The 17,659-nt window shown below is 66.3% G+C and carries 19 protein-coding genes and 1 pseudogene; 19 read left to right on the top strand and 1 reads right to left on the bottom strand.

What is annotated here, in order from left to right; genetic code table 11:
• The first annotated feature begins 19 nt into the window (after nt 1–19).
• Nucleotides 20–1,231, top strand: coding sequence for an ABC transporter substrate-binding protein (locus tag P5W98_RS03955; RefSeq protein WP_421044245.1), 1,212 nt, complete (start codon nt 20–22; stop codon nt 1,229–1,231).
• A 109-nt stretch (nt 1,232–1,340) separates the two neighbouring features.
• Here the strand turns inward: P5W98_RS03955 and P5W98_RS03950 are convergent.
• Nucleotides 1,341–1,565: pseudogene (locus P5W98_RS03950) on the bottom strand (type II toxin-antitoxin system RelB/DinJ family antitoxin); the annotation flags it as partial.
• Nucleotides 1,566–1,900: 335 nt separating this feature from the next.
• Here P5W98_RS03950 and P5W98_RS03945 point away from each other — a divergent pair.
• The 18 genes from P5W98_RS03945 to P5W98_RS03860 all read left to right on the top strand — a co-directional run bounded on the left by P5W98_RS03945 (nt 1,901) and on the right by P5W98_RS03860 (nt 17,652).
• The gene (locus P5W98_RS03945) at nt 1,901–2,554 is read left to right on the top strand and encodes a protein-L-isoaspartate O-methyltransferase family protein (RefSeq protein WP_421023369.1); all 654 of its coding nucleotides are present in this window, start codon (nt 1,901–1,903) and stop codon (nt 2,552–2,554) included.
• A 61-nt stretch (nt 2,555–2,615) separates the two neighbouring features.
• Nucleotides 2,616–2,939 carry a rhodanese-like domain-containing protein gene (locus P5W98_RS03940; protein ID WP_421023368.1) on the top strand — a complete coding sequence of 108 codons (324 nt, stop codon included), beginning with the start codon at nt 2,616–2,618 and terminating at the stop codon, nt 2,937–2,939.
• 100 nt (nt 2,940–3,039) lie between these two features.
• On the top strand, nt 3,040–3,942 hold the full coding sequence (locus tag P5W98_RS03935) for an urease accessory protein UreD (RefSeq protein ID WP_421073748.1): 903 nt from the start codon (nt 3,040–3,042) through the stop codon (nt 3,940–3,942).
• Between the two features lie 267 nt (nt 3,943–4,209).
• A complete protein-coding gene (ureA, locus tag P5W98_RS03930; RefSeq protein WP_017773123.1) occupies nt 4,210–4,512 on the top strand; it encodes an urease subunit gamma in 303 nt (100 codons plus the stop codon).
• 11 nt (nt 4,513–4,523) lie between these two features.
• Entirely contained in the window at nt 4,524–4,829 is a 306-nt protein-coding gene (locus tag P5W98_RS03925) for an urease subunit beta (RefSeq protein ID WP_421023366.1), read from the top strand.
• Between the two features lie 37 nt (nt 4,830–4,866).
• Nucleotides 4,867–6,585 (top strand): urease subunit alpha, encoded by a 1,719-nt coding sequence (ureC, locus tag P5W98_RS03920; RefSeq protein ID WP_421023365.1) that lies wholly within the window; start codon nt 4,867–4,869, stop codon nt 6,583–6,585.
• A gap of 21 nt (nt 6,586–6,606) precedes the next feature.
• Nucleotides 6,607–7,278, top strand: a complete 672-nt coding sequence (gene ureE / locus P5W98_RS03915; RefSeq protein ID WP_421023364.1) for an urease accessory protein UreE — start codon at nt 6,607–6,609, stop codon at nt 7,276–7,278.
• A complete protein-coding gene (locus P5W98_RS03910) occupies nt 7,265–7,945 on the top strand; it encodes an urease accessory protein UreF (protein ID WP_421023363.1) in 681 nt (226 codons plus the stop codon). Before ureE ends, P5W98_RS03910 begins: the two co-directional genes overlap by 14 nt.
• Nucleotides 7,946–7,996: 51 nt before the next feature.
• Nucleotides 7,997–8,659 carry an urease accessory protein UreG gene (gene ureG / locus P5W98_RS03905; protein WP_421023362.1) on the top strand — a complete coding sequence of 221 codons (663 nt, stop codon included), beginning with the start codon at nt 7,997–7,999 and terminating at the stop codon, nt 8,657–8,659.
• A gap of 540 nt (nt 8,660–9,199) precedes the next feature.
• A complete protein-coding gene (locus tag P5W98_RS03900; protein WP_421023361.1) occupies nt 9,200–9,382 on the top strand; it encodes a Flp family type IVb pilin in 183 nt (60 codons plus the stop codon).
• 115 nt (nt 9,383–9,497) lie between these two features.
• The gene (locus P5W98_RS03895) at nt 9,498–9,989 is read left to right on the top strand and encodes an A24 family peptidase (RefSeq protein WP_421023360.1); all 492 of its coding nucleotides are present in this window, start codon (nt 9,498–9,500) and stop codon (nt 9,987–9,989) included.
• Between the two features lie 59 nt (nt 9,990–10,048).
• On the top strand, nt 10,049–11,086 hold the full coding sequence (gene cpaB, locus P5W98_RS03890; protein WP_421023359.1) for a Flp pilus assembly protein CpaB: 1,038 nt from the start codon (nt 10,049–10,051) through the stop codon (nt 11,084–11,086).
• A gap of 107 nt (nt 11,087–11,193) precedes the next feature.
• Nucleotides 11,194–12,537, top strand: coding sequence for a type II and III secretion system protein family protein (locus P5W98_RS03885; RefSeq protein WP_421025178.1), 1,344 nt, complete (start codon nt 11,194–11,196; stop codon nt 12,535–12,537).
• Nucleotides 12,538–12,556: 19 nt separating this feature from the next.
• A complete protein-coding gene (locus P5W98_RS03880; RefSeq protein WP_421025177.1) occupies nt 12,557–12,988 on the top strand; it encodes a CpaD family pilus assembly lipoprotein in 432 nt (143 codons plus the stop codon).
• A gap of 14 nt (nt 12,989–13,002) precedes the next feature.
• Nucleotides 13,003–14,229 (top strand): AAA family ATPase, encoded by a 1,227-nt coding sequence (locus P5W98_RS03875; protein ID WP_434718347.1) that lies wholly within the window; start codon nt 13,003–13,005, stop codon nt 14,227–14,229.
• Entirely contained in the window at nt 14,229–15,716 is a 1,488-nt protein-coding gene (locus tag P5W98_RS03870; RefSeq protein WP_434661978.1) for a CpaF family protein, read from the top strand. Before P5W98_RS03875 ends, P5W98_RS03870 begins: the two co-directional genes overlap by 1 nt.
• Nucleotides 15,713–16,699, top strand: coding sequence for a type II secretion system F family protein (locus P5W98_RS03865; protein ID WP_421023356.1), 987 nt, complete (start codon nt 15,713–15,715; stop codon nt 16,697–16,699). Before P5W98_RS03870 ends, P5W98_RS03865 begins: the two co-directional genes overlap by 4 nt.
• Nucleotides 16,696–17,652: a type II secretion system F family protein gene (locus P5W98_RS03860; RefSeq protein ID WP_421023355.1), complete on the top strand. Its 957-nt coding sequence runs from the start codon at nt 16,696–16,698 to the stop codon at nt 17,650–17,652. The genes P5W98_RS03865 and P5W98_RS03860 overlap by 4 nt, the downstream gene beginning before the upstream one ends.
• Nucleotides 17,653–17,659 lie beyond the last annotated feature (7 nt).

The raw sequence follows: 17,659 nt of genomic DNA, 5'->3' as shown, positions 1-17,659 counted from the left end.
CCTCCTGGAGACCCATCGCATGAAGCTGCAACCGCGCCTGATTCCGTCCTTGTGCTCGTTTGTGCGCTCGCCCCTCGGCGCGCTACGCCCGCTCGCAGCGGCTGCCGCGCTGGCGACGGCCGCGTTCGCGCCCGCCGCGCACGCCGACCTCAAGGTCGGCATCGATCTGTCGAGCACCGGCCCGGCCGCGGCCATCGGCATCACGAGCAAGAACGCCATCCTGATGTGGCCCCCGGAGATCGCAGGCCAGAAGACCGACTACATCGTGCTCGACGACGGCTCCGACCCTGGCGCGGCGGTGCGCAACATCCGCAAGCTCATCAACGAGGACCACGTCGACGTGATCGTGGGGCCGAACATCACGCCGGCCGCGCTCGCCGCGCTCGACCCCGTGGCCGAAGCCAAAACGCCGATGATCACGCTGGTGGGTTCGGCCTCGGTGGTCGAACCGCAGCAAGGCGCGCGCGTATGGGCCTTCAAGATGGCGCAGACCGACGCCGCCATGGCCGACGTGATGACGCACTACATGGCCGCGCACGGCGTGAAGACCGTGGGCTTCATCGGCTTTGCCGACAGCTACGGCGACAGCTGGCTCAACGAGTTCACGAAGTTCGCGAAGGACCGCAACATCCAGATCGTGGCGACCGAGCGCTTTAACCGCACCGACGCCAGCGTGACCGGCCAGATCCTCAAGCTGATGGCCGCGAAACCCGACGCCGTGCTGATCGCGGGCGCCGGCACGCCCACGGTGCTGCCGCAGCGCACACTGGTCGAGCGCGGCTACAAGGGCGCGATCTATCAGACCCACGGCATCGCCACGCCGGAGTTCATCAAGCTCGGCGGCAAGGACGTGGAAGGCACGCTGTTCCCGACGCAGCCCGTGGTGGTCGCGCGCACGCTGCCGGCGGACCACCCGGCGCACAAGGCCGCGCTAGCGTTCGTCGATGCTTATGAGGCGAAATACGGCCCGGGCACGGTCACGCAGTTCGCCGGCGACGCCGCCGGCGTCTACCCGCGCCTTCAGGATGCGGTGAAGCGCGCGCTCAAGACCGCCCAGCCCGGCACCGAGGCGTTTCGCGTGGCGCTGCGCCGGGAGCTCGAAGGCGCCCACGAGCTGGTGGTGCCCAACGGCGTGGTCAACACCAGCGAAAAGGACCACGTGGGCCTCGACCAGCGCGCGAGCGTGATGGGCACGATACGCGGCGGCAAGTTCGTGTATCTCGCGCAGTGATTCGGGTTGCCGGCGGGCTCGGCCGGTTCGCTAGCCGGCAACAGCCGGCCAGCGTGGGCGGCGGCCGTTCGAGCTTCAAGCTGTACTCCCGCGAGCGGGCGCAAGGCCCGGGCCGCGGGTCTTCCAGCGCCTCGCGCACCTTCGCGCGGAACCCGGCATCGTGCGTGGCCGGATCGAGCGCGAAGCCGAGCGGCAAAGCGCCTTCGTTCGCGACGCGCGTGAGCAGGATGCGCACCGCGTCCGAAACCGTGAGCCCCATGTATTCGAGCACCGCCGACGCGCGCTCCTTGAGCGCCGGATCGATGCGCACCTGGACCAATGCGCTTGCGCCCATCCCCCAACGCCTTCGCGTGATGTTCGAAGCCACCCTGTAATTCATCTGTATCACGCCAGACATGCTGCTCCTTTGAAGCGGGTTAAACACGCTTCGAGTTTCGCTGCCCGATGCGTTCGCGCACATTCGTCCGAATGGCCAGGCGGGCCTCCCCACGCATTCGAGCCAGGACAAATACTGATCCGCTTGTGCATTTCCAGCGCCGGCCGCAAGGCGCGGCGCGAAAGCCCTTTGGTACAATCTCGCGGTTGCCTGGCACCGTTTTCAGCGTGTGTTTGCTGGTTGCCCGAGGCCTGGCCATCTGCACAGAACCCGAACCATAACGCCGAGTCACCATGAATATCGAACAAGCGCGTTTCAACATGATCGAGCAGCAGATTCGCCCCTGGGACGTGCTCGACCAGGACGTCCTGAACCTCCTTTCGATCGTCAAGCGAGAGCATTTCGTCCCCGCGGCCTATGTCGATCTCGCGTTCGCCGACCTCGAAGTGCCACTGCCCAACGGTCAGCACATGCTGGCGCCGCGCGTCGAGGCGCGCGTGCTCCAGGAGCTCGCGGTGAAAAAGCACGAGAGCGTGCTCGAGATCGGCGCGGGTTCGGGCTACATGGCGGCGCTGCTCGCGCATCGCGCGCAGAAGGTGCTGAGCGTGGAGATCGACCCGGAACTCGCCGAATTCGCGCGTGCCAACTTCGTGAAGAACGGCGTGCTCAACGCCGAAGTCGTGCAGGGCGACGGCTCGCGCGGCTGGGCCGCGAATGCGCCCTACGACGTGATCTGCGTCTCGGGCGGCCTGCCGGTGGTGCCGCAGGAACTGCTCGAACAATTGAAGGTGGGCGGGCGGCTGGCCGCTTTCGTCGGCGACGCGCCGGTCATGGAAGCGCAGATCATCACGCGCATGGACGAGAAGCAATACCGCATCGCGACCGTGTTCGAAACGTATGTCGAGCCGCTCGAGAACGCAGTGCAGCCCTCGCGTTTCAAGTTTTAAACCACGGTGTTTCCGGCGGGCCGCATAAGCGGCTCGTCTCATCTCTACGACTGAGTCTCCCATGCAGAATCTGACCGCCCCCGCCCTCGCCGAATGGCTCGCCGACACCTCGCGCGGCGCCCCCGTGCTTCTAGACGTGCGCGAGCCGTGGGAAATCCAGACCGCCAGCATCGCCGGCAGCGTCTCGATCCCGATGGCCCAGATTCCGGCGCGCAGCGAAGAACTGGACGACGAAGCGCAGATCGTCTGCATCTGCCACCACGGCGCGCGCAGCGCCCAGGTCGCGATGTTCCTCGAGTCGCGCGGCTTCACGAAGGTGTTCAACCTGCAAGGCGGCATCGACGCGTGGTCGCGCCAGGTCGATCCGAAGGTGCCCACCTACTAATCGCTCACGGTTCACCGACGAATCGCGCGAGGCATGGCCGGCGCGTGATGCGCTACCCTGCGCATCCAGTCGCCGCCCGCACCTGCCCCATATTTTTCGCATGCCGCTTCACGAAGATCTCGCCGCGCCCGCCAGCCCCGCCTCGCGCAACCCGATTCATCACGAATGGGCCGCGAAACTCGAACTCGGCTTCGAGCTTCGCGGCGAGCGCACGACGCTCGCGCACCGGCTGCACACGGGACCGTTGCGCGTGCAACGACCGCTCTATCCCGAAGGCGATGCGATCTGTCACGCGGTGATCGTGCATCCGCCGGCGGGCATCGCGGGTGGCGACCGGCTCGACATCGACGTGAATGTCGGCGCTGGCGCTCATGCCGTGCTCACCACGCCGGGTGCCACCAAGTGGTACAAGTCCAATGGCCGCGTGGCGCGCCAGCGCATCAAGCTGCGCGTGGGCGCGAACGCCAGGCTCGACTGGCTGCCGCAGAACAATCTCGTCTTCGATCACGCGCACGCCGAGCTCGACTTCTCGCTCACGCTCGCCGAAAGCGCGACAGCAATCGGCTGGGACGCCGTGCAACTCGGCCGCCAGGCGGCCGGCGAGCGCTGGTCGGCCGGCATGGTGCGCTCGCTCACTCGGGTCGTGCGCGCCGCCGCACCCGGTGCTGACGAGCAACTCCTCTGGTTCGAACGCGCCCTCATGGACGCCGCCGACCCGCTGCGCGACGCTCCTCAGGGCCTCGCCGGCTATCCGGCCTTCGGCATGCTGTGGGCCGTTGGCCCGGCCTGCAACGAGGCGCTCGCGCAAGACCTCGCGCTCACGCTCCCCTTCGACGACGCGCTGCGCGCGGGCGCCACCTGCGTTGCGCCAAGCGTGCTGCTGGTGCGCGTCATCGCGCGCTCGATGGAGCCGCTGCAGCAAACGCTCGCGCAGTGCTGGAGCCGGCTGCGCCCGATCGTGCACGGCGTAACGGCCGCGCCGCTGCGCCTCTGGACGACCTGACCCCCGCCGCCCCTTTCACGCACCACGTCGGCGCGTCCATGCGCCATCGAAGCGCATCGATGCATCAACAAGGTGCGCAAATTCCGCGCGAAGGTGCATTCAAAGCGCCCCGTCATTGGCATACACCTTGCGTAATGCCTGCATCGCCATGTCCGCGCGATCCCCAAGGAACTGCAAGCTGCGCGTAACCTCGCTGCCGTAAGCTGACGCCGCACGATCGGGCCCGGATGGTTGGCCCCGGTTAGCCGTTCCAACTTATTAAAAACGATGAAGCTCACGCCACGCGAGAAAGACAAGCTCCTGATCTTCACCGCCGCGCTGCTCGCCGAACGGCGTCGCGCGCGCGGCCTCAAGCTCAACTATCCGGAGGCGGTCGCCTTCATCAGCGCCGCGCTGATGGAAGCCGCCCGCGACGGCAAGACCGTCGCCGAGGTCATGCACTACGGCACCACGCTGCTCACGCGCGACGACGTGATGGAAGGCGTGCCCGAGATGATCCCCGACATTCAGGTCGAGGCCACCTTCCCCGACGGCACGAAGCTCGTGACCGTCCACCATCCGATTCCTTGAGAGTGCCGCTCATGATCCCCGGCGAAATGCTGATCGACGACGGCGAAATCGAGCTCAACGCGGGCCGCGAAACCGTGACCGTGACTGTCGCGAACACCGGCGACCGCCCTGTGCAGGTCGGTTCGCACTATCACTTCTACGAAGTCAACGAAGCGCTCTCGTTCGAGCGCGAGGCCGCGCGCGGCTTTCGCCTGAACATTGCGGCGGGCACCGCCGTGCGCTTCGAGCCCGGCCAGGAGCGCACCGTCGAGCTGGTCGCGTTCGCGGGCGAGCGCGCCATCTACGGCTTCAACGGCAAGGTCATGGGCCCGCTCTGAGCGCGGCGCCCGCCTCCGAATTCATCAGGATTCCGATATGACATTGAAGATCGGCCGCCGCGCCTACGCGGAAATGTTCGGCCCCACGACCGGCGACCGCGTGCGTCTCGCCGACACCGCCCTGCTCATCGAGATCGAACGCGACTACACGGTCTACGGCGACGAAGTGAAGTTCGGCGGCGGCAAGGTGATCCGCGACGGCATGGGCCAGTCGCAGCGCCTCGCAGCCGAGGTGGCCGACACGGTCGTGACCAACGCCGTGATCGTCGACCACTGGGGCATCGTGAAAGCCGACATCGGCATCAAGGACGGCCGCGTCTGGCGCATCGGCAAGGCCGGCAATCCCGACGTGCAGCCGGGCGTGACGATCCCCATCGGCGCCTCGACCGAAGTGATCGCCGGCGAAGGCCAGATCGTGACGGCGGGCGGCATCGACACACACATCCACTTCATCAGCCCGCAGCAGATCGACGAGGCACTCGCCTCGGGCGTCACGACGATGATCGGCGGCGGCACCGGCCCCGCCACCGGCACCAACGCCACGACCTGCACGCCGGGCCCGTGGCACATGGAGCGCATGCTGCAGGCCGCCGACGGCTGGCCGATCAACCTCGGCTTTCTCGGCAAGGGCAACGTGAGTCTGCCCGAGCCCGCCGAAGAACAAATCGCCGCGGGCGCGATCGGCCTGAAGCTGCACGAAGACTGGGGCTCGACGCCCGCGGCCATCGACAACTGCCTCACCGTCGCCGACGCCACCGACACCCAGGTGGCCATTCACACCGACACGCTCAACGAAGGCGGCTTCGTCGAAGCGACGGTCAACGCGTTCAAGGGCCGCACGATCCACACGTACCACACCGAAGGCGCGGGCGGCGGCCACGCGCCCGACATCATCAAGGTGTGCGGCGAGGCCAACGTGCTGCCCTCGTCGACCAATCCCACGCGCCCCTACACGATCAACACGCTCGACGAGCATCTCGACATGCTGATGGTGTGCCATCACCTCGACCCGTCGATTGCCGAGGACATCGCGTTCGCCGAGTCGCGCATCCGCCGCGAGACCATCGCCGCCGAAGACATCCTGCACGATCTAGGCGCACTCTCGATGCTCTCTTCGGATTCCCAGGCGATGGGCCGCGTGGGCGAAGTCATCATCCGCACGTGGCAGACCGCACACAAGATGAAGGTGCAGCGCGGCGCGTTGCCCGAGGACGGGGGTGCCAACAGCACGCGCAACGACAACTTCCGCGTGAAGCGCTATGTCGCGAAGTACACGATCAACCCGGCGCTCACGCATGGCATCGCGCACGAGCTCGGTTCGATCGAGCCCGGCAAGTGGGCCGACCTGGTGTTCTGGGATCCGGCGTTCTTCGGCGTCAAGCCGGCGATGATCCTCAAGGGCGGCATGATCGCGATGGCGCAGATGGGCGACCCGAACGCATCGATTCCCACGCCGCAGCCCGTGCATTATCGCGAGATGTTCGGCACGCGCGGGCGCGCGCTCACGCAGACCTCGCTCACGTTCGTCTCGCAGCTTGCGCTCGACAAAGGCATGCCCGAGCGCTACGGCCTGCAAAAGCGCATAGTGGCGGTACGCAACTGCCGCAATGTCACGAAAGCCGACATGATCCACAACGCGTGGCAACCTTCGATCAGTGTCGATCCCGAAACCTATCAGGTGATCGCAGACGGCCAGTTGCTGACCTGCGAGCCCGCCACGGTGCTGCCGATGGCGCAGCGCTATTTCCTGTTCTAAGCCTGAAAACGCTAGTCCGACATGCGCACGATAGACAAACGACTCAACGCGAAGCTCGCGCCGGTGCTGATCAAGCGCGCGGCCACGCTCACCCTTGCGTACGACGCGCGTTGCAAGAGCCGCTTTGCGGCCACGCTCGATTCGGGCGAGGAAGTGGGCGTGGTGCTGCCGCGCGGCACGGTGCTACGCGACGGCGACATGCTGGTCGCCGACGACGGCGGCCTCGTGCGCGTGATCGCCGCGCCGCAAAGCGTGCTGCTCGTGCGCGCGCCCGAGCGCCTCACCCTCATGCGCGCCGCGTATCACCTCGGCAACCGCCATACGCCCGTGGAAGTGGACATCGACGCACTCAAGCTCGAAGCCGATCCAGTGCTCGAGGACATGCTCACGCGCCTCGGTGCGCAAGTCGAGCGCGCCGAGTTGCCGTTCCAGCCCGAAGCCGGCGCTTATGGCGGAGGACATCGTCATGGTCACGACGAAACCTTCGCCGAAGACTATGCACTCGCGCAAAGCGTGTTCGACGAGCATCACGGGCATGCCCATCATCATGACCACGGCGACCCTGGCGACCACGGCGACCACGCACACGGCGCCCACTGCGACCACGGCGACCACGCACACGGCGCCGACTGCGGCCACGATCACGGTCATTGCGACGGCCACGCGCACGACCACAGCCATGGACATCGCTGAGCTCACCGCGCTGCTGCATCTCGCGTCGCCAGCGCTGCCGATCGGCGCGTTCAGCTATTCGCAGGGGCTCGAAGCGGCCATCGACGCCGGGCTCGTCGCCAACGCCGACGACGCCGCGCACTGGATCGCAGGCGGCCTCGCGAACGTGCTCGCGCCCGGCGAGCTGCCGTTCATCGCGCATCAGCTCGAACGCTGGCGCACACACGACGCCGATGCGCTGATCGAAGCGAACGAGGAATTCGTCGCGAGCCGCGAATCGGCGGAGCTGCGCCGCGAGACCTCGCAGATGGGCTGGTCGCTGCGCCAGCTTTGCGCTCAGCTCGAATGGGGCGATGCCGCGCGCCGCGCGACGCTCGAATGCATGACGCCCGTCGCGCAGCCGACGGCCTTTGCCTTTGCGGCCTTCGCGCATGACGCGTCGGCCGACGCCACGCTTGCGGCCTACGCGTTCAGCTGGGTCGAGAACCAGGTCGCCGCCGCGCTCAAGGCGGTGCCGCTCGGGCAGGTCGCGGGGCAGCGCATCGTGGTCGCGATGCGGCCGGCCATCGAACGCGCGGTCACGCGTGCGCTCGCCACGCCGCCCGACGCGCTCAACACCTTCGCGCCACAACTCGGCATTCTGAGTGCACGGCACGAATCGCAATACTCGCGGCTCTTCCGCTCCTAGCGCTCCTAGCGCTCCTGGCCGTCTGACTGAACACACACACGCACACAAACCATGAATTCGCACTCCAGACGCACCAGGAAACTGCCGCCGCTGCGCGTCGGCGTAGGCGGCCCGGTGGGCTCCGGCAAGACCACGCTGCTCGAAATGCTCTGCAAGGCGATGCGCGAGCGCTACGACCTCGTCGCCATCACCAACGACATCTACACGAAGGAAGATCAGCGCCTGCTGACCGTCGCGGGCGCCCTGCCCGCCGAGCGCATCATGGGCGTGGAGACCGGCGGCTGCCCGCATACGGCGATCCGCGAAGACGCGTCGATCAACCTCGAAGCCGTCGACCAGATGCTCACGCGCTTTCCCGACGCGGACATCGTCTTTATCGAATCGGGCGGCGACAATCTCGCGGCCACCTTCAGCCCGGAGCTCTCGGACCTCACGATCTATGTGATCGACGTGGCGGGCGGCGAGAAGATTCCGCGCAAGGGCGGCCCCGGCATCACGAAGTCGGACCTGCTCGTCATCAACAAGACCGATCTCGCGCCGCTCGTGGGCGCCAATCTCGACGTGATGGCCTCGGATGCGAAGAAGATGCGCGGCGAGCGCCCGTTCGTGATGTGCAACCTGAAGGCGCTCGAGGGCCTCGATCAGGTAATCGCGTTTATTGAAAAACAGGGACTGCTAATCAACGGCGGATCCAGCGGAACCGGACCCCGGTGACACGCACGGGCGCGGGGCCGAATCTGGAGCCCAGACGGGTGCTCAAGCGCTGATCAACGCCGCGCGCGAAATGCCCGTCGCGCTCCGCCTGCCCAGTGCTCGCGCCACCTGTTCCCCGGCCCTCATTCCATCCTGCGGCCTCGCAAAACACGCAGTGCTTTTGCATGGCGATCGCACAATCGTCGGCGTACCTCGCCGCGATAACCCATCCACTATCCCTCCCCGTTTCACCCCGACCGCCCCCTTGCAGGCGGAAATATCTGCCGAAAACATTCTGTAATCATCTGATCAAAAAGCCGTTCATAAGGCAAAAACTGGCACCGCTTTACGCCTCTATTCAACGGATCACATGAATGCGACCGGCAATACGATTCGCATCAGGGAAGGCATTCACACCGGATGCCAGGCCGCGTGCAATGGGCTCAAGCTTGCGGGCCAATTGCCGTTAAAGAGTCTCGGGGGATGAGTTCGTCCTCCTTCGGGGCCAGTCGGCATAGCAAGCATTGTCACGCAAGCGTCACTTCAAAAAGGAGTCTTCTCATGCTGCGTTTTATCCGTTCCTTATCGCGCGACGAGCGCGGCGTCAGCTCGCTGGAATATGCGGTTCTTGGCGGCATCATCGTCGCTGTCCTGGTCGCGCTCGGTACGTACCTGTCCGGTAACACGGGTTTCCAGGCGCTTTTCCAGACGCTGATCACCAAGGCAACCAACGCAATCAGCTGAATCTAGCGCTCGTTATGCTCCGGCACCGCACGAGCAGGTGCGAGCCGGAGACCGTCTTCCTCCGCAGATTCGGCAAACCATGTTTTACCTGGGCATAGTGAAAGCGGCTGCGAGCATGACCCTCGTCATGCTCGCAGGTTGCGATCTGCGCATGCGGCGTCTGCCGAATACCGCCGTGGCCGCATTCGCCGCCCTGTATTTCGTCAACGCCGCGATGACAGGGTTCGGCCGCGCCGCGTGTGAGATCCATGTGGCGGCGGGCGCGGCGGCGCTTGTCGCGGCTGCTGTGATGTTTCGATTGGGCTGGCTCGGCGGCGGCGATGTGAAGCTCGCCGCTGCGGTCTTCCTCTGGGCAGGGCCGCAATCGTGGCCCGTGCTGGTGGTCGTTTCGACATGCGGATTGTTTGTGGCCCTTGTCGTGCTCGCAGTAGCCGGCATGCAGCGCATTCCCGCCCTCGCGGGTGTGAGCGTGCGGCTTGACTGGATCGCACCGGCACGCGGCGTCCCCTATGGCGTCGCGCTCGCGTTGGGCGGCCTGGTCGCGGTCTGGCTGCAGCCCGCATCCGGCCATCGCACGACGCTTGCCATGTTGCAACTGCTTGTTTAGTTTAACCGAAGTCTCGCCCGCCGCGTCCACGCCGCTTGCCCGAATACAACGCCGCCCATATGCCAAATTTCATCAAGCTAGCCGCGCTCGTTGTCATCGCCGCGATTGGCGCATTCATCATCCGCGCGCTGTTCATTGCCGCATCGAACCCGAAAGCCGCGGCTCATGCGTCCACGGTGCACGTGCGCGCCGCAGCCGACGATTTGCCGGACGGATTGCTGCTGCGCGACGCGGACCTCGTATGGAAAGCGGTGCCACGTGATCAGGTTCCGTCCGGCGCACTCGTCGAAGAGGCCACCGAAGCCGGCACCCCCAAAGACCTCAAGGGCGATCTGCTGCGGCACGCGGTTCGCGCAGGAACGCCGCTTGGCGTGGCCGACGTGATCTTGCCGGGCGCCCCAGGTTTTCTTGCAGCGGCGCTCAAGCCCGGCATGCGCGCGATCTCGGTTGCCGTCGACGACGTGTCGGGCAACGCGGGGCTCATTCAGCCCGGCGATTATGTCGACATCCTGCTCACACAGCAGATGCGCAACGAAACAGGTGTTCATGTCGATCCCGCGCGCGCCGTCGAATCGGAAACGGTTGCCGAGCGCGTGCGCGTACTCGCAGTCGGCACAGCGTTTCGTCGTCCGAAGGATGATGACGGCGCCCCGAGCACCAATGCCCGCACCGTGACTATCGAGGTCACACCGGCGAGCGCACAGTCGATCACGGTGGCAGCGCACCTCGGCACGCTCTCGCTTGCGCTGCGCAGTTTCGCTACGCGCGACAGGCACGCACCGGACGCCGAGGACATCGCCATGGCGCACACGCCGCCCGTATGGGCCGGAGACGTCTCGCGCGCGCTACGCGGCATGAGCGCGCCGGCAACAACACCGCGCCAGACGAAAGCACCGGCACAGGCGCCGCATGTCGTCATCTACCGCGGCTCGAAGGTCGAGCAGGCAGACGGCGACTTGGCCGGCAGCACTTCCACTGGCGCGCCGGGGGTGCCGCCGCTGCCTGGCGGCATGCCGCCCGCGGCGCCCACTCCGTCCGGGACACCCGTCACGCCCGCACAGGCGCAAGCGGCCCCCGCCCCTGCCGCAGGATCATAGGACGACACATGTTCAGCCTCACATACGGCAAGCTGCTTTCACGCGGTGCGCGGCGCCACGCTGGCGGCCGCCCTGCCGTCACCGCCCTGTTCGGCGCGCTGCTTGCCATGACCATACTCGCCGGCCCGGGAGCGGATGCTGCATGGGCAAAAGAGCCCGCGGCGCCCGCCGATGTGCTGTCGGTCGCCGCAGGCAGCGGCACGTTAATCGAATTGCCGCAACCCGCTGTTGCTGTCTTCGTTGCCGACCCGAACGTTGCCGATGTCCATGTGCCGACGCCGCGCTCGGTTTTCGTGCTCGGCAAGAAGTCCGGCACGACGACACTCTTCGCACTCGGCCCCAACAATCGGGAAATCCTGCGCAAGACAATCAGCGTGTCCACGGATACGGCTTCGATCCAGCGTCTTATCGACGCGCGCTTTCCCAAACTCGCGGTGACAGTGTCGGGCGCGCCCGGCTCATTGATGGTGACCGGCGCGGTGCCGAGCGCAGCGGATGCCGATGCCATCGTCCAGACGCTGCAGCCGTATCTTCACGCCAACGAGCAACTCGTGAACCGCCTCTCGATCGCGCACCCGATCCAGGTGCTGCTGCGCGTGCGCATTACTGAGGTGGATCGCAACATCACGCAACAGCTCGGCATCAACTGGAATGCCATTGCCGCGAGCGGCAACTTCTTCGGTGGGCTGTTCAACGGGCGCGCCATCCTGGACGCGACGACGAATCTCTTCAACCTCCAGTCCAACGGCGCGTACTCGGTGCTTGGCGGATTCAAGGTCGGCAAGACGAACATCCAAGGCGTGCTCGACGCGCTCGATCAGGAAGGCTTGCTGACCATGCTGGCCGAGCCGAACCTGACGGCGATGTCGGGTCAAACGGCGAGCTTCCTCGCCGGGGGCGAGTTGCCGATCCCCGTGCCGCAGAGCGGCACGACGAGCACGATCACGGTCGAGTACAAGCCTTACGGCGTCGCGCTGAATTTCACGCCAACCGTCCTCGCCGACAACCGCATCAGCCTGAACGTGCGGCCTGAAGTCAGCCAGATCGACCCGAGCAACAGCGTCACGCTGAACTCGATCGTGGTGCCGGCGCTATCGGTTCGCCGCATGGAGACCACCGTCGAGCTCTCGAGCGGGCAGAGCTTCGCAATCGGCGGACTCTTGCAGAGCTCGACAAGCGATGTGCTCTCCCAGCTTCCCGGTGTGGGCGGTCTGCCCGTTCTCGGCAAGCTGTTCTCGTCGACGAAATACCAGAACGACAAGTCGGAGCTCGTCGTCATCGTGACGCCGTATATCGTCGGGCCGACCGGGCCGGGCCAGTTGCACGGCGCGCTGGACGATGTCATCACGCCCAGCAGCGACATCGAGTTTGCCGTGCGCCAGTCGCTCTCGATCGACCCGCTTTCGGGTAATTCGCCGCGCCTTGTTGGCGCTGCGGGCTTCGTTTACTGACACTGACAGGGGAACCATGATGAAGCCCCGGCTCTCGCTCGTTGCCACGATTCTCGCCGGCGTGGCCAGCACCGGCCTCGCGTCCTGCATGTCGGCGCAGCCGCCGATTGGCATGCCTGATCCGTCGGTGATCGGCTTTGCCCCCGGCGACGGCGGCCACGCGACGCCCCCGGCGTGCGCGGCGCTCAACCAGCGCTCCGGCATGCTCGATGCCGGACAGGCGCGGCCCGGCGTGGCGTTCGGCTGCGCGACCTACTCGAACCTGGCCGCGATGCTCGCGCGGCCGGCTGACCTCGTTGCACCCGTGCCGTACGCGGGTGCGGACGCGCCGCTCGCCGCGAGCGCAGTGCGGCGCTACGAGGAGGACCGGACGAAACCGCTGAACTCCGACTATTCGAGCGCTACGTCATCTTCGCCCTCCTCGTCGAACTCGTCGACGGGATCCCGATAACGGAGCATGCACCCATGGGCGTTTTCGAATCGACCATCCTCAAACGCCGGGCACAGCCGTCCGGCGCCGAAAAACTCATCGCCGTCGTCGCCGACGCGCAAAGCACGGAAGTCATCAAAAGCGTCGTCATCGATCAGGGCATCGCGACCTCGCATGTCACGCCCGGCTCGCTCGACGATGCGGTCGCGATCATGTCTTCGCTCAAGGAGTCGCCGCGCCATCTGATCGTCGATATCACCGGATCGACGATGCCGATTTCCGATCTGACGCGGCTCGCCGAGGCCGTCGATCCTTCGGTCGCCGTCATTGTCGTGGGCGAGCGCAACGATGTCGGGCTCTTTCGCAGCCTGTTGCACATCGGCGTGCATGACTATCTCGTCAAGCCGCTCACCGCGGAGCTCGTGCGGCGCGCGCTCACCTCCACGGGCGGCGGCGGGTCGACGCGCATGGGCAAGGTGCTCTCGTTCGTGGGCGCGCGAGGCGGCGTCGGCGTCACGACGATCGCAACGGCGCTCGCGTCTCATCTCGCCGATGCAACGCGGCGCCGCATTGCCTACATCGACCTCGACCCTTACGGCGGTGCGGCCACTTCGATGCTCGGCGTCGCCGCCAACAACGGCCTCATCGAATTGCTGCAAAACCCGCAGCGGCTCGATCAGCAATTGATCAATCAGGCGTTCGTCGCGCAGAGCGACCGCCTGCTCGTGCTGGCCTCGGAACTTCCGTACAACCAGGAGTTCATGCTGCGCCAGGGCGCGCTAGGCGAGCTTGTCGCGATGCTCAAGCACCACTTTCACTACATCATGCTCGACCTGCCGGGGCGCGCCGGCCGGGTCGTCGAGGAAGCCCTCGACGCGAGCTCGACGATCCACGTGGTGGCCGATCTCTCCGTGCATTCGGCGCGCGAAGCCGCACGCCTTTGCCGTTTTGCCCAAACGCTCGACAGCGCGCCCGGCATCACGGTGCTGCTCAACGAAGCGCGGCAACCCGTGTCCGGACGCGTTCGCGAGGACGATTTCATCACCGCGCTCGCACGCGGCTCCGTGCATTCGCTGCCCTATGAGCCGCAGAGCCTCGCGCTCGCGGAAAACCTCGGCGAAGCGCCAACGCTTGCCAACGCACAACGCTCGCCGTTCGCCGCGGCCATCGTGTCGCTCGCCAATGCGATCACGGGCAGCGAGGCGGCCGTGCCACGCGAGCCGTGGTACAAGCGCCTCGTGCCCATGCGGAGGGCAAGCTGATGTTCGGCCGCCGCAACCCCCTCGCGGGCGGCCCCTCGCCCGCTTCAGGCGCATCAGCGGCATCAGCGGCATCCGCCGCATCCGCCGATGACCCAGGCAGCGCGGCCTGCACCGCCGCTGCCGCCGAGCCGCAAGCAGGCAAGCGCGAAGCGCCGCTGGCGCCGCTGGCCTCGCTGGCAGGGCCGCACGCCGCCGCCAGCCTCTCGAGCGCGGACCGCCACGAAGCGCTGATCCGCTCCGAGACGTTCAAGGCGATTCGTTCGGCCGTCTTTTCATCGATGAACATGTCGGCGGCGCTCATGATGTCGCGCGCCGAAGTGCGCACGGGCATCGAGCAGATCGCAGCCGAGACGACGGCGCGCGAGCGGTTGTCGCTGACGCTGACCGAGCAGACGCTCGCCGTCGACGAGATTCTCAACGACATGTTCGGCATCGGGCCGATCGAGCCGCTGCTCGCCGACGAGCGCGTCACCGACATTCTCGTGAACGGGCCGGACCAGGTCTACGTGGAGCGCGGCGGCCGCCTCGAGCTCACGGCGCTGAAGTTTCGCGACAACGCGCACGTCATCAACGTGGCGCAGCGCATCGCGGCGGCAATCGGGCGGCGCGTCGACGAAAGCAGTCCGATGGTCGATGCGCGTCTTGCCGACGGCAGCCGCGTCAACGTCGTGCTGCCGCCGATCGCCCTGCGCGGCGCATCGATCTCGATCCGCAAGTTCGCCAAACGCAACATCACGCTCGGCCGCATGGCGCAGCAGGGCAATATCTCGACGCAGATGGTGGACGTGCTGCGCATCGCCACCGCGTGCCGCCTGAACGTTGTGATATCGGGCGGCACCGGCTCCGGCAAGACCACCCTGCTCAATGCGCTCTCGCGCTTCATCGACGAAGCCGAGCGCGTGGTCACGATCGAGGACGCCGCCGAGCTGCAACTCCAGCAGCCGCACGTCGTGAGTCTCGAGACGCGCCCCGAAAACAGCGAAGGCTTGGGCGGCATCTCGCAGCGAGACCTCGTTCGCAACGCGCTGCGTATGCGCCCGGACCGGCTCATCCTCGGCGAGACGCGCGGCACTGAAGCATTCGACGTGCTGCAGGCAATGAATACGGGCCACGACGGATCGATGACGACGATCCACGCGAACACCCCGCGCGATGCGATCACGCGGCTCGAGAGCATGGTGATGATGGCCAACGGCAATCTGCCGCTGATGTCGATTCGCAGACAGATCGCCAGCGCCGTCCATCTGATCCTGCAGGTCGAGCGCATGCGTGACGGCGTGCGGCGCGTGACCCACGTGACCGAGATCGCGGGCATGGAAGGCGACGTCGTCATCACGCAGGACCTGTTCACCTTCCGCTACAACGGCACCGCTTACGAAGAGCAGGTGCGCGGGACGTTCGAATGCTCGTCGCTGCGTCCCGTGTTCGCTCAGCGCGCGGCTTACTTCGGCCTCGAAGAGGCGCTGCTCACGGCGATGCAATCATGAGATCCGCAGACATCATCGGCTTTGGCGCCTTCTTTGCTCTCGTGATGGTCGGGCTCATCGTCCATTCCTTGCGCAGCATCGCCCGCCAGCAGCCGCGCACGCGCATCCGCGCGCGCGTAATCACGGTACGCGATGAGAGCAAGGCCGCCCTCGTCGAGCACGACGCGAAGCAGCAGGCGCAACTGCTGCAGCCCAAGCGCCGCTTCGCGAATCAGGACGCCCTTTTTGCGATCATCCCGGCCTGGCACGAACGCATCCATACGGTCAGTGGGCCGGGCGGCATTCGCGCGCTTTACGTCGTCGCGATCGTGGCGCTCATTGCGTCGGTGATCGGCACCGCGCTCGCTCCCGTGGGACCCGTACTGCGTGTGCTCGGCTGCATCGTCATCCCCGTGCTTGTCGTGCGCGCGGCCTACCAGTGGTTGATCGCGCGTTTCAGGAACCGCTTTCTCGCGATCTTTCCCGATACGATCGACCTCATCATCCGCGCGGTGCGCGCCGGCATTCCCGTTGTGCAGGCGATCTGCGTGGCAGGGGTCGAAAGCGACGAGCCGGTTCGGACGACCTTTCGCGCGATGGGCGATGCCCTGCTCGTTGGCGCCGACCTGAAAGACGTGCTCGAACAGGCAGCAGCGCGCATGCGGCTCGCCGACTTCTCGTTCTTTACCGTTTGCCTGATCTTGCAGCGCGAAACGGGCGGCAATCTCGGCGATACGCTCGAGAACCTCTCGGGGATCGTGCGCATGCGGCGCGACATCCGCGCAAAAAGCAAGGCGCTCACGGCGGAGGGACGGCTCGCGAGCAAGATGATTGCAGCCGTGCCGTTCGCGCTCATGGGGTTTATCTACATCGTGAATCGGCCCTACCTGGACATGCTCACGCATACCCGGGCCGGACACAAGATCCTCACCCTCGCCGCCGTGCTGCTCACGATCGGACTGTGGCTCATCAACAAGATTTCGAACCTGGACACCTCGCGATGATGAACGCCGACTTCTGGCGCAATGCCGCCTTGCTCGTCCTGCTTGCCGGCTTCACGCTGTGGCTCGCCATGCGCGACAAGGGCCAGCGCGCGCGCATTGCCCAGCGCACACGGCAAGCCGTGGCCCGCGTGGGCGTCATGGGCGTCGACAGCAGCGCGACGGCCGATGTCGCCAAACGCATGCCGCAGCGCTTCGCAAGACGCATCGCCGCCCTCGGCGAGCGGCTGCCGGTCGTGCAGGCCGAAGACCGCGCCAAAGTCGCCATGCGTCTTGCCAGCGCGGGATTTCGCGACCACCGCGCGGTGGCGGTTCTCTCGGGGCTCAAGATCGTCGTGGGCGCCTGTTTCGCGCTCGGCGCCATCGCCCTTGGCGGGCATCTGCCCGCGGCCGGCCAGATATTCGTGATCCGGGCGCTGCTGATGGCGGGCGCATTCGTCATCGGCATGATGTTGCCGGAATATGCGCTCGCGTTCTTCGTCCGGCATCGCCGCCGCGCCATCGCGGCCGCGCTGCCCGATGCGCTCGACCTGCTCGTTGTCTGCACCAACGCAGGCAATAGCCTCGTCGTCGCCATCAAGCGCGTGGCGCGCGAGCTGCGCGTGATCTGCCCGCCGCTCGCCGATGAATTCACGGTCACGGCGGACGAACTCAGCATCGGCAGCGACACCGCGCAGGCGCTCAATGCGATGTCGGCGCGAGTCGGCCTGTCCACCATGCGCGCACTGGTGACTACCCTCGTGCAGTCGCAAAAGTACGGCACACCGATCACGCAATCGCTGCGCACGCTGTCGCGCACCGAGCGGGCCATGCAGATGGTCGCGCTCGAGGAAAAGGCCGCCAAGCTCGCACCAAAGATGACCATGCCGATGATGTTTTTCATCATGCCGACCGTCTCGCTCATTGCGGCGGGCCCGGCCGTCATTCGGCTCATCGCCGTGTTTCGCGGCCATTGAGCGCTTC

The sequence above is a fragment of the Paraburkholderia sp. A1BS-2L genome, assembly GCF_051125205.1.
Lineage (GTDB): Bacteria > Pseudomonadota > Gammaproteobacteria > Burkholderiales > Burkholderiaceae > Paraburkholderia.
The sequence above is the reverse complement of the archived record's forward strand: the minus strand, read 5'-3'. Positions and strand labels throughout refer to the sequence as shown.

Bases quoted from the DNA above. Each gene is read 5' to 3' on its own strand.
- P5W98_RS03945 (WP_421023369.1), top strand. From the start codon at position 1,901: ATGAATATCGAACAAGCGCGTTTCAACATGATCGAGCAGCAGATTCGC.
- P5W98_RS03860 (WP_421023355.1), top strand. From the start codon at position 16,696: ATGATGAACGCCGACTTCTGGCGCAATGCCGCCTTGCTCGTCCTGCTT.
- P5W98_RS03955 (WP_421044245.1), top strand. From the start codon at position 20: ATGAAGCTGCAACCGCGCCTGATTCCGTCCTTGTGCTCGTTTGTGCGC.
- P5W98_RS03870 (WP_434661978.1), top strand. From the start codon at position 14,229: ATGTTCGGCCGCCGCAACCCCCTCGCGGGCGGCCCCTCGCCCGCTTCA.
- ureA (WP_017773123.1), top strand. From the start codon at position 4,210: ATGAAGCTCACGCCACGCGAGAAAGACAAGCTCCTGATCTTCACCGCC.
- P5W98_RS03940 (WP_421023368.1), top strand. From the start codon at position 2,616: ATGCAGAATCTGACCGCCCCCGCCCTCGCCGAATGGCTCGCCGACACC.
- P5W98_RS03865 (WP_421023356.1), top strand. From the start codon at position 15,713: ATGAGATCCGCAGACATCATCGGCTTTGGCGCCTTCTTTGCTCTCGTG.
- P5W98_RS03875 (WP_434718347.1), top strand. From the start codon at position 13,003: ATGGGCGTTTTCGAATCGACCATCCTCAAACGCCGGGCACAGCCGTCC.
- P5W98_RS03880 (WP_421025177.1), top strand. From the start codon at position 12,557: ATGAAGCCCCGGCTCTCGCTCGTTGCCACGATTCTCGCCGGCGTGGCC.
- cpaB (WP_421023359.1), top strand. From the start codon at position 10,049: ATGCCAAATTTCATCAAGCTAGCCGCGCTCGTTGTCATCGCCGCGATT.
- P5W98_RS03900 (WP_421023361.1), top strand. From the start codon at position 9,200: ATGCTGCGTTTTATCCGTTCCTTATCGCGCGACGAGCGCGGCGTCAGC.
- P5W98_RS03910 (WP_421023363.1), top strand. From the start codon at position 7,265: ATGGACATCGCTGAGCTCACCGCGCTGCTGCATCTCGCGTCGCCAGCG.
- ureG (WP_421023362.1), top strand. From the start codon at position 7,997: ATGAATTCGCACTCCAGACGCACCAGGAAACTGCCGCCGCTGCGCGTC.
- P5W98_RS03895 (WP_421023360.1), top strand. From the start codon at position 9,498: ATGACCCTCGTCATGCTCGCAGGTTGCGATCTGCGCATGCGGCGTCTG.
- P5W98_RS03925 (WP_421023366.1), top strand. From the start codon at position 4,524: ATGATCCCCGGCGAAATGCTGATCGACGACGGCGAAATCGAGCTCAAC.
- ureE (WP_421023364.1), top strand. From the start codon at position 6,607: ATGCGCACGATAGACAAACGACTCAACGCGAAGCTCGCGCCGGTGCTG.
- P5W98_RS03935 (WP_421073748.1), top strand. From the start codon at position 3,040: ATGCCGCTTCACGAAGATCTCGCCGCGCCCGCCAGCCCCGCCTCGCGC.
- ureC (WP_421023365.1), top strand. From the start codon at position 4,867: ATGACATTGAAGATCGGCCGCCGCGCCTACGCGGAAATGTTCGGCCCC.
- P5W98_RS03885 (WP_421025178.1), top strand. From the start codon at position 11,194: ATGACCATACTCGCCGGCCCGGGAGCGGATGCTGCATGGGCAAAAGAG.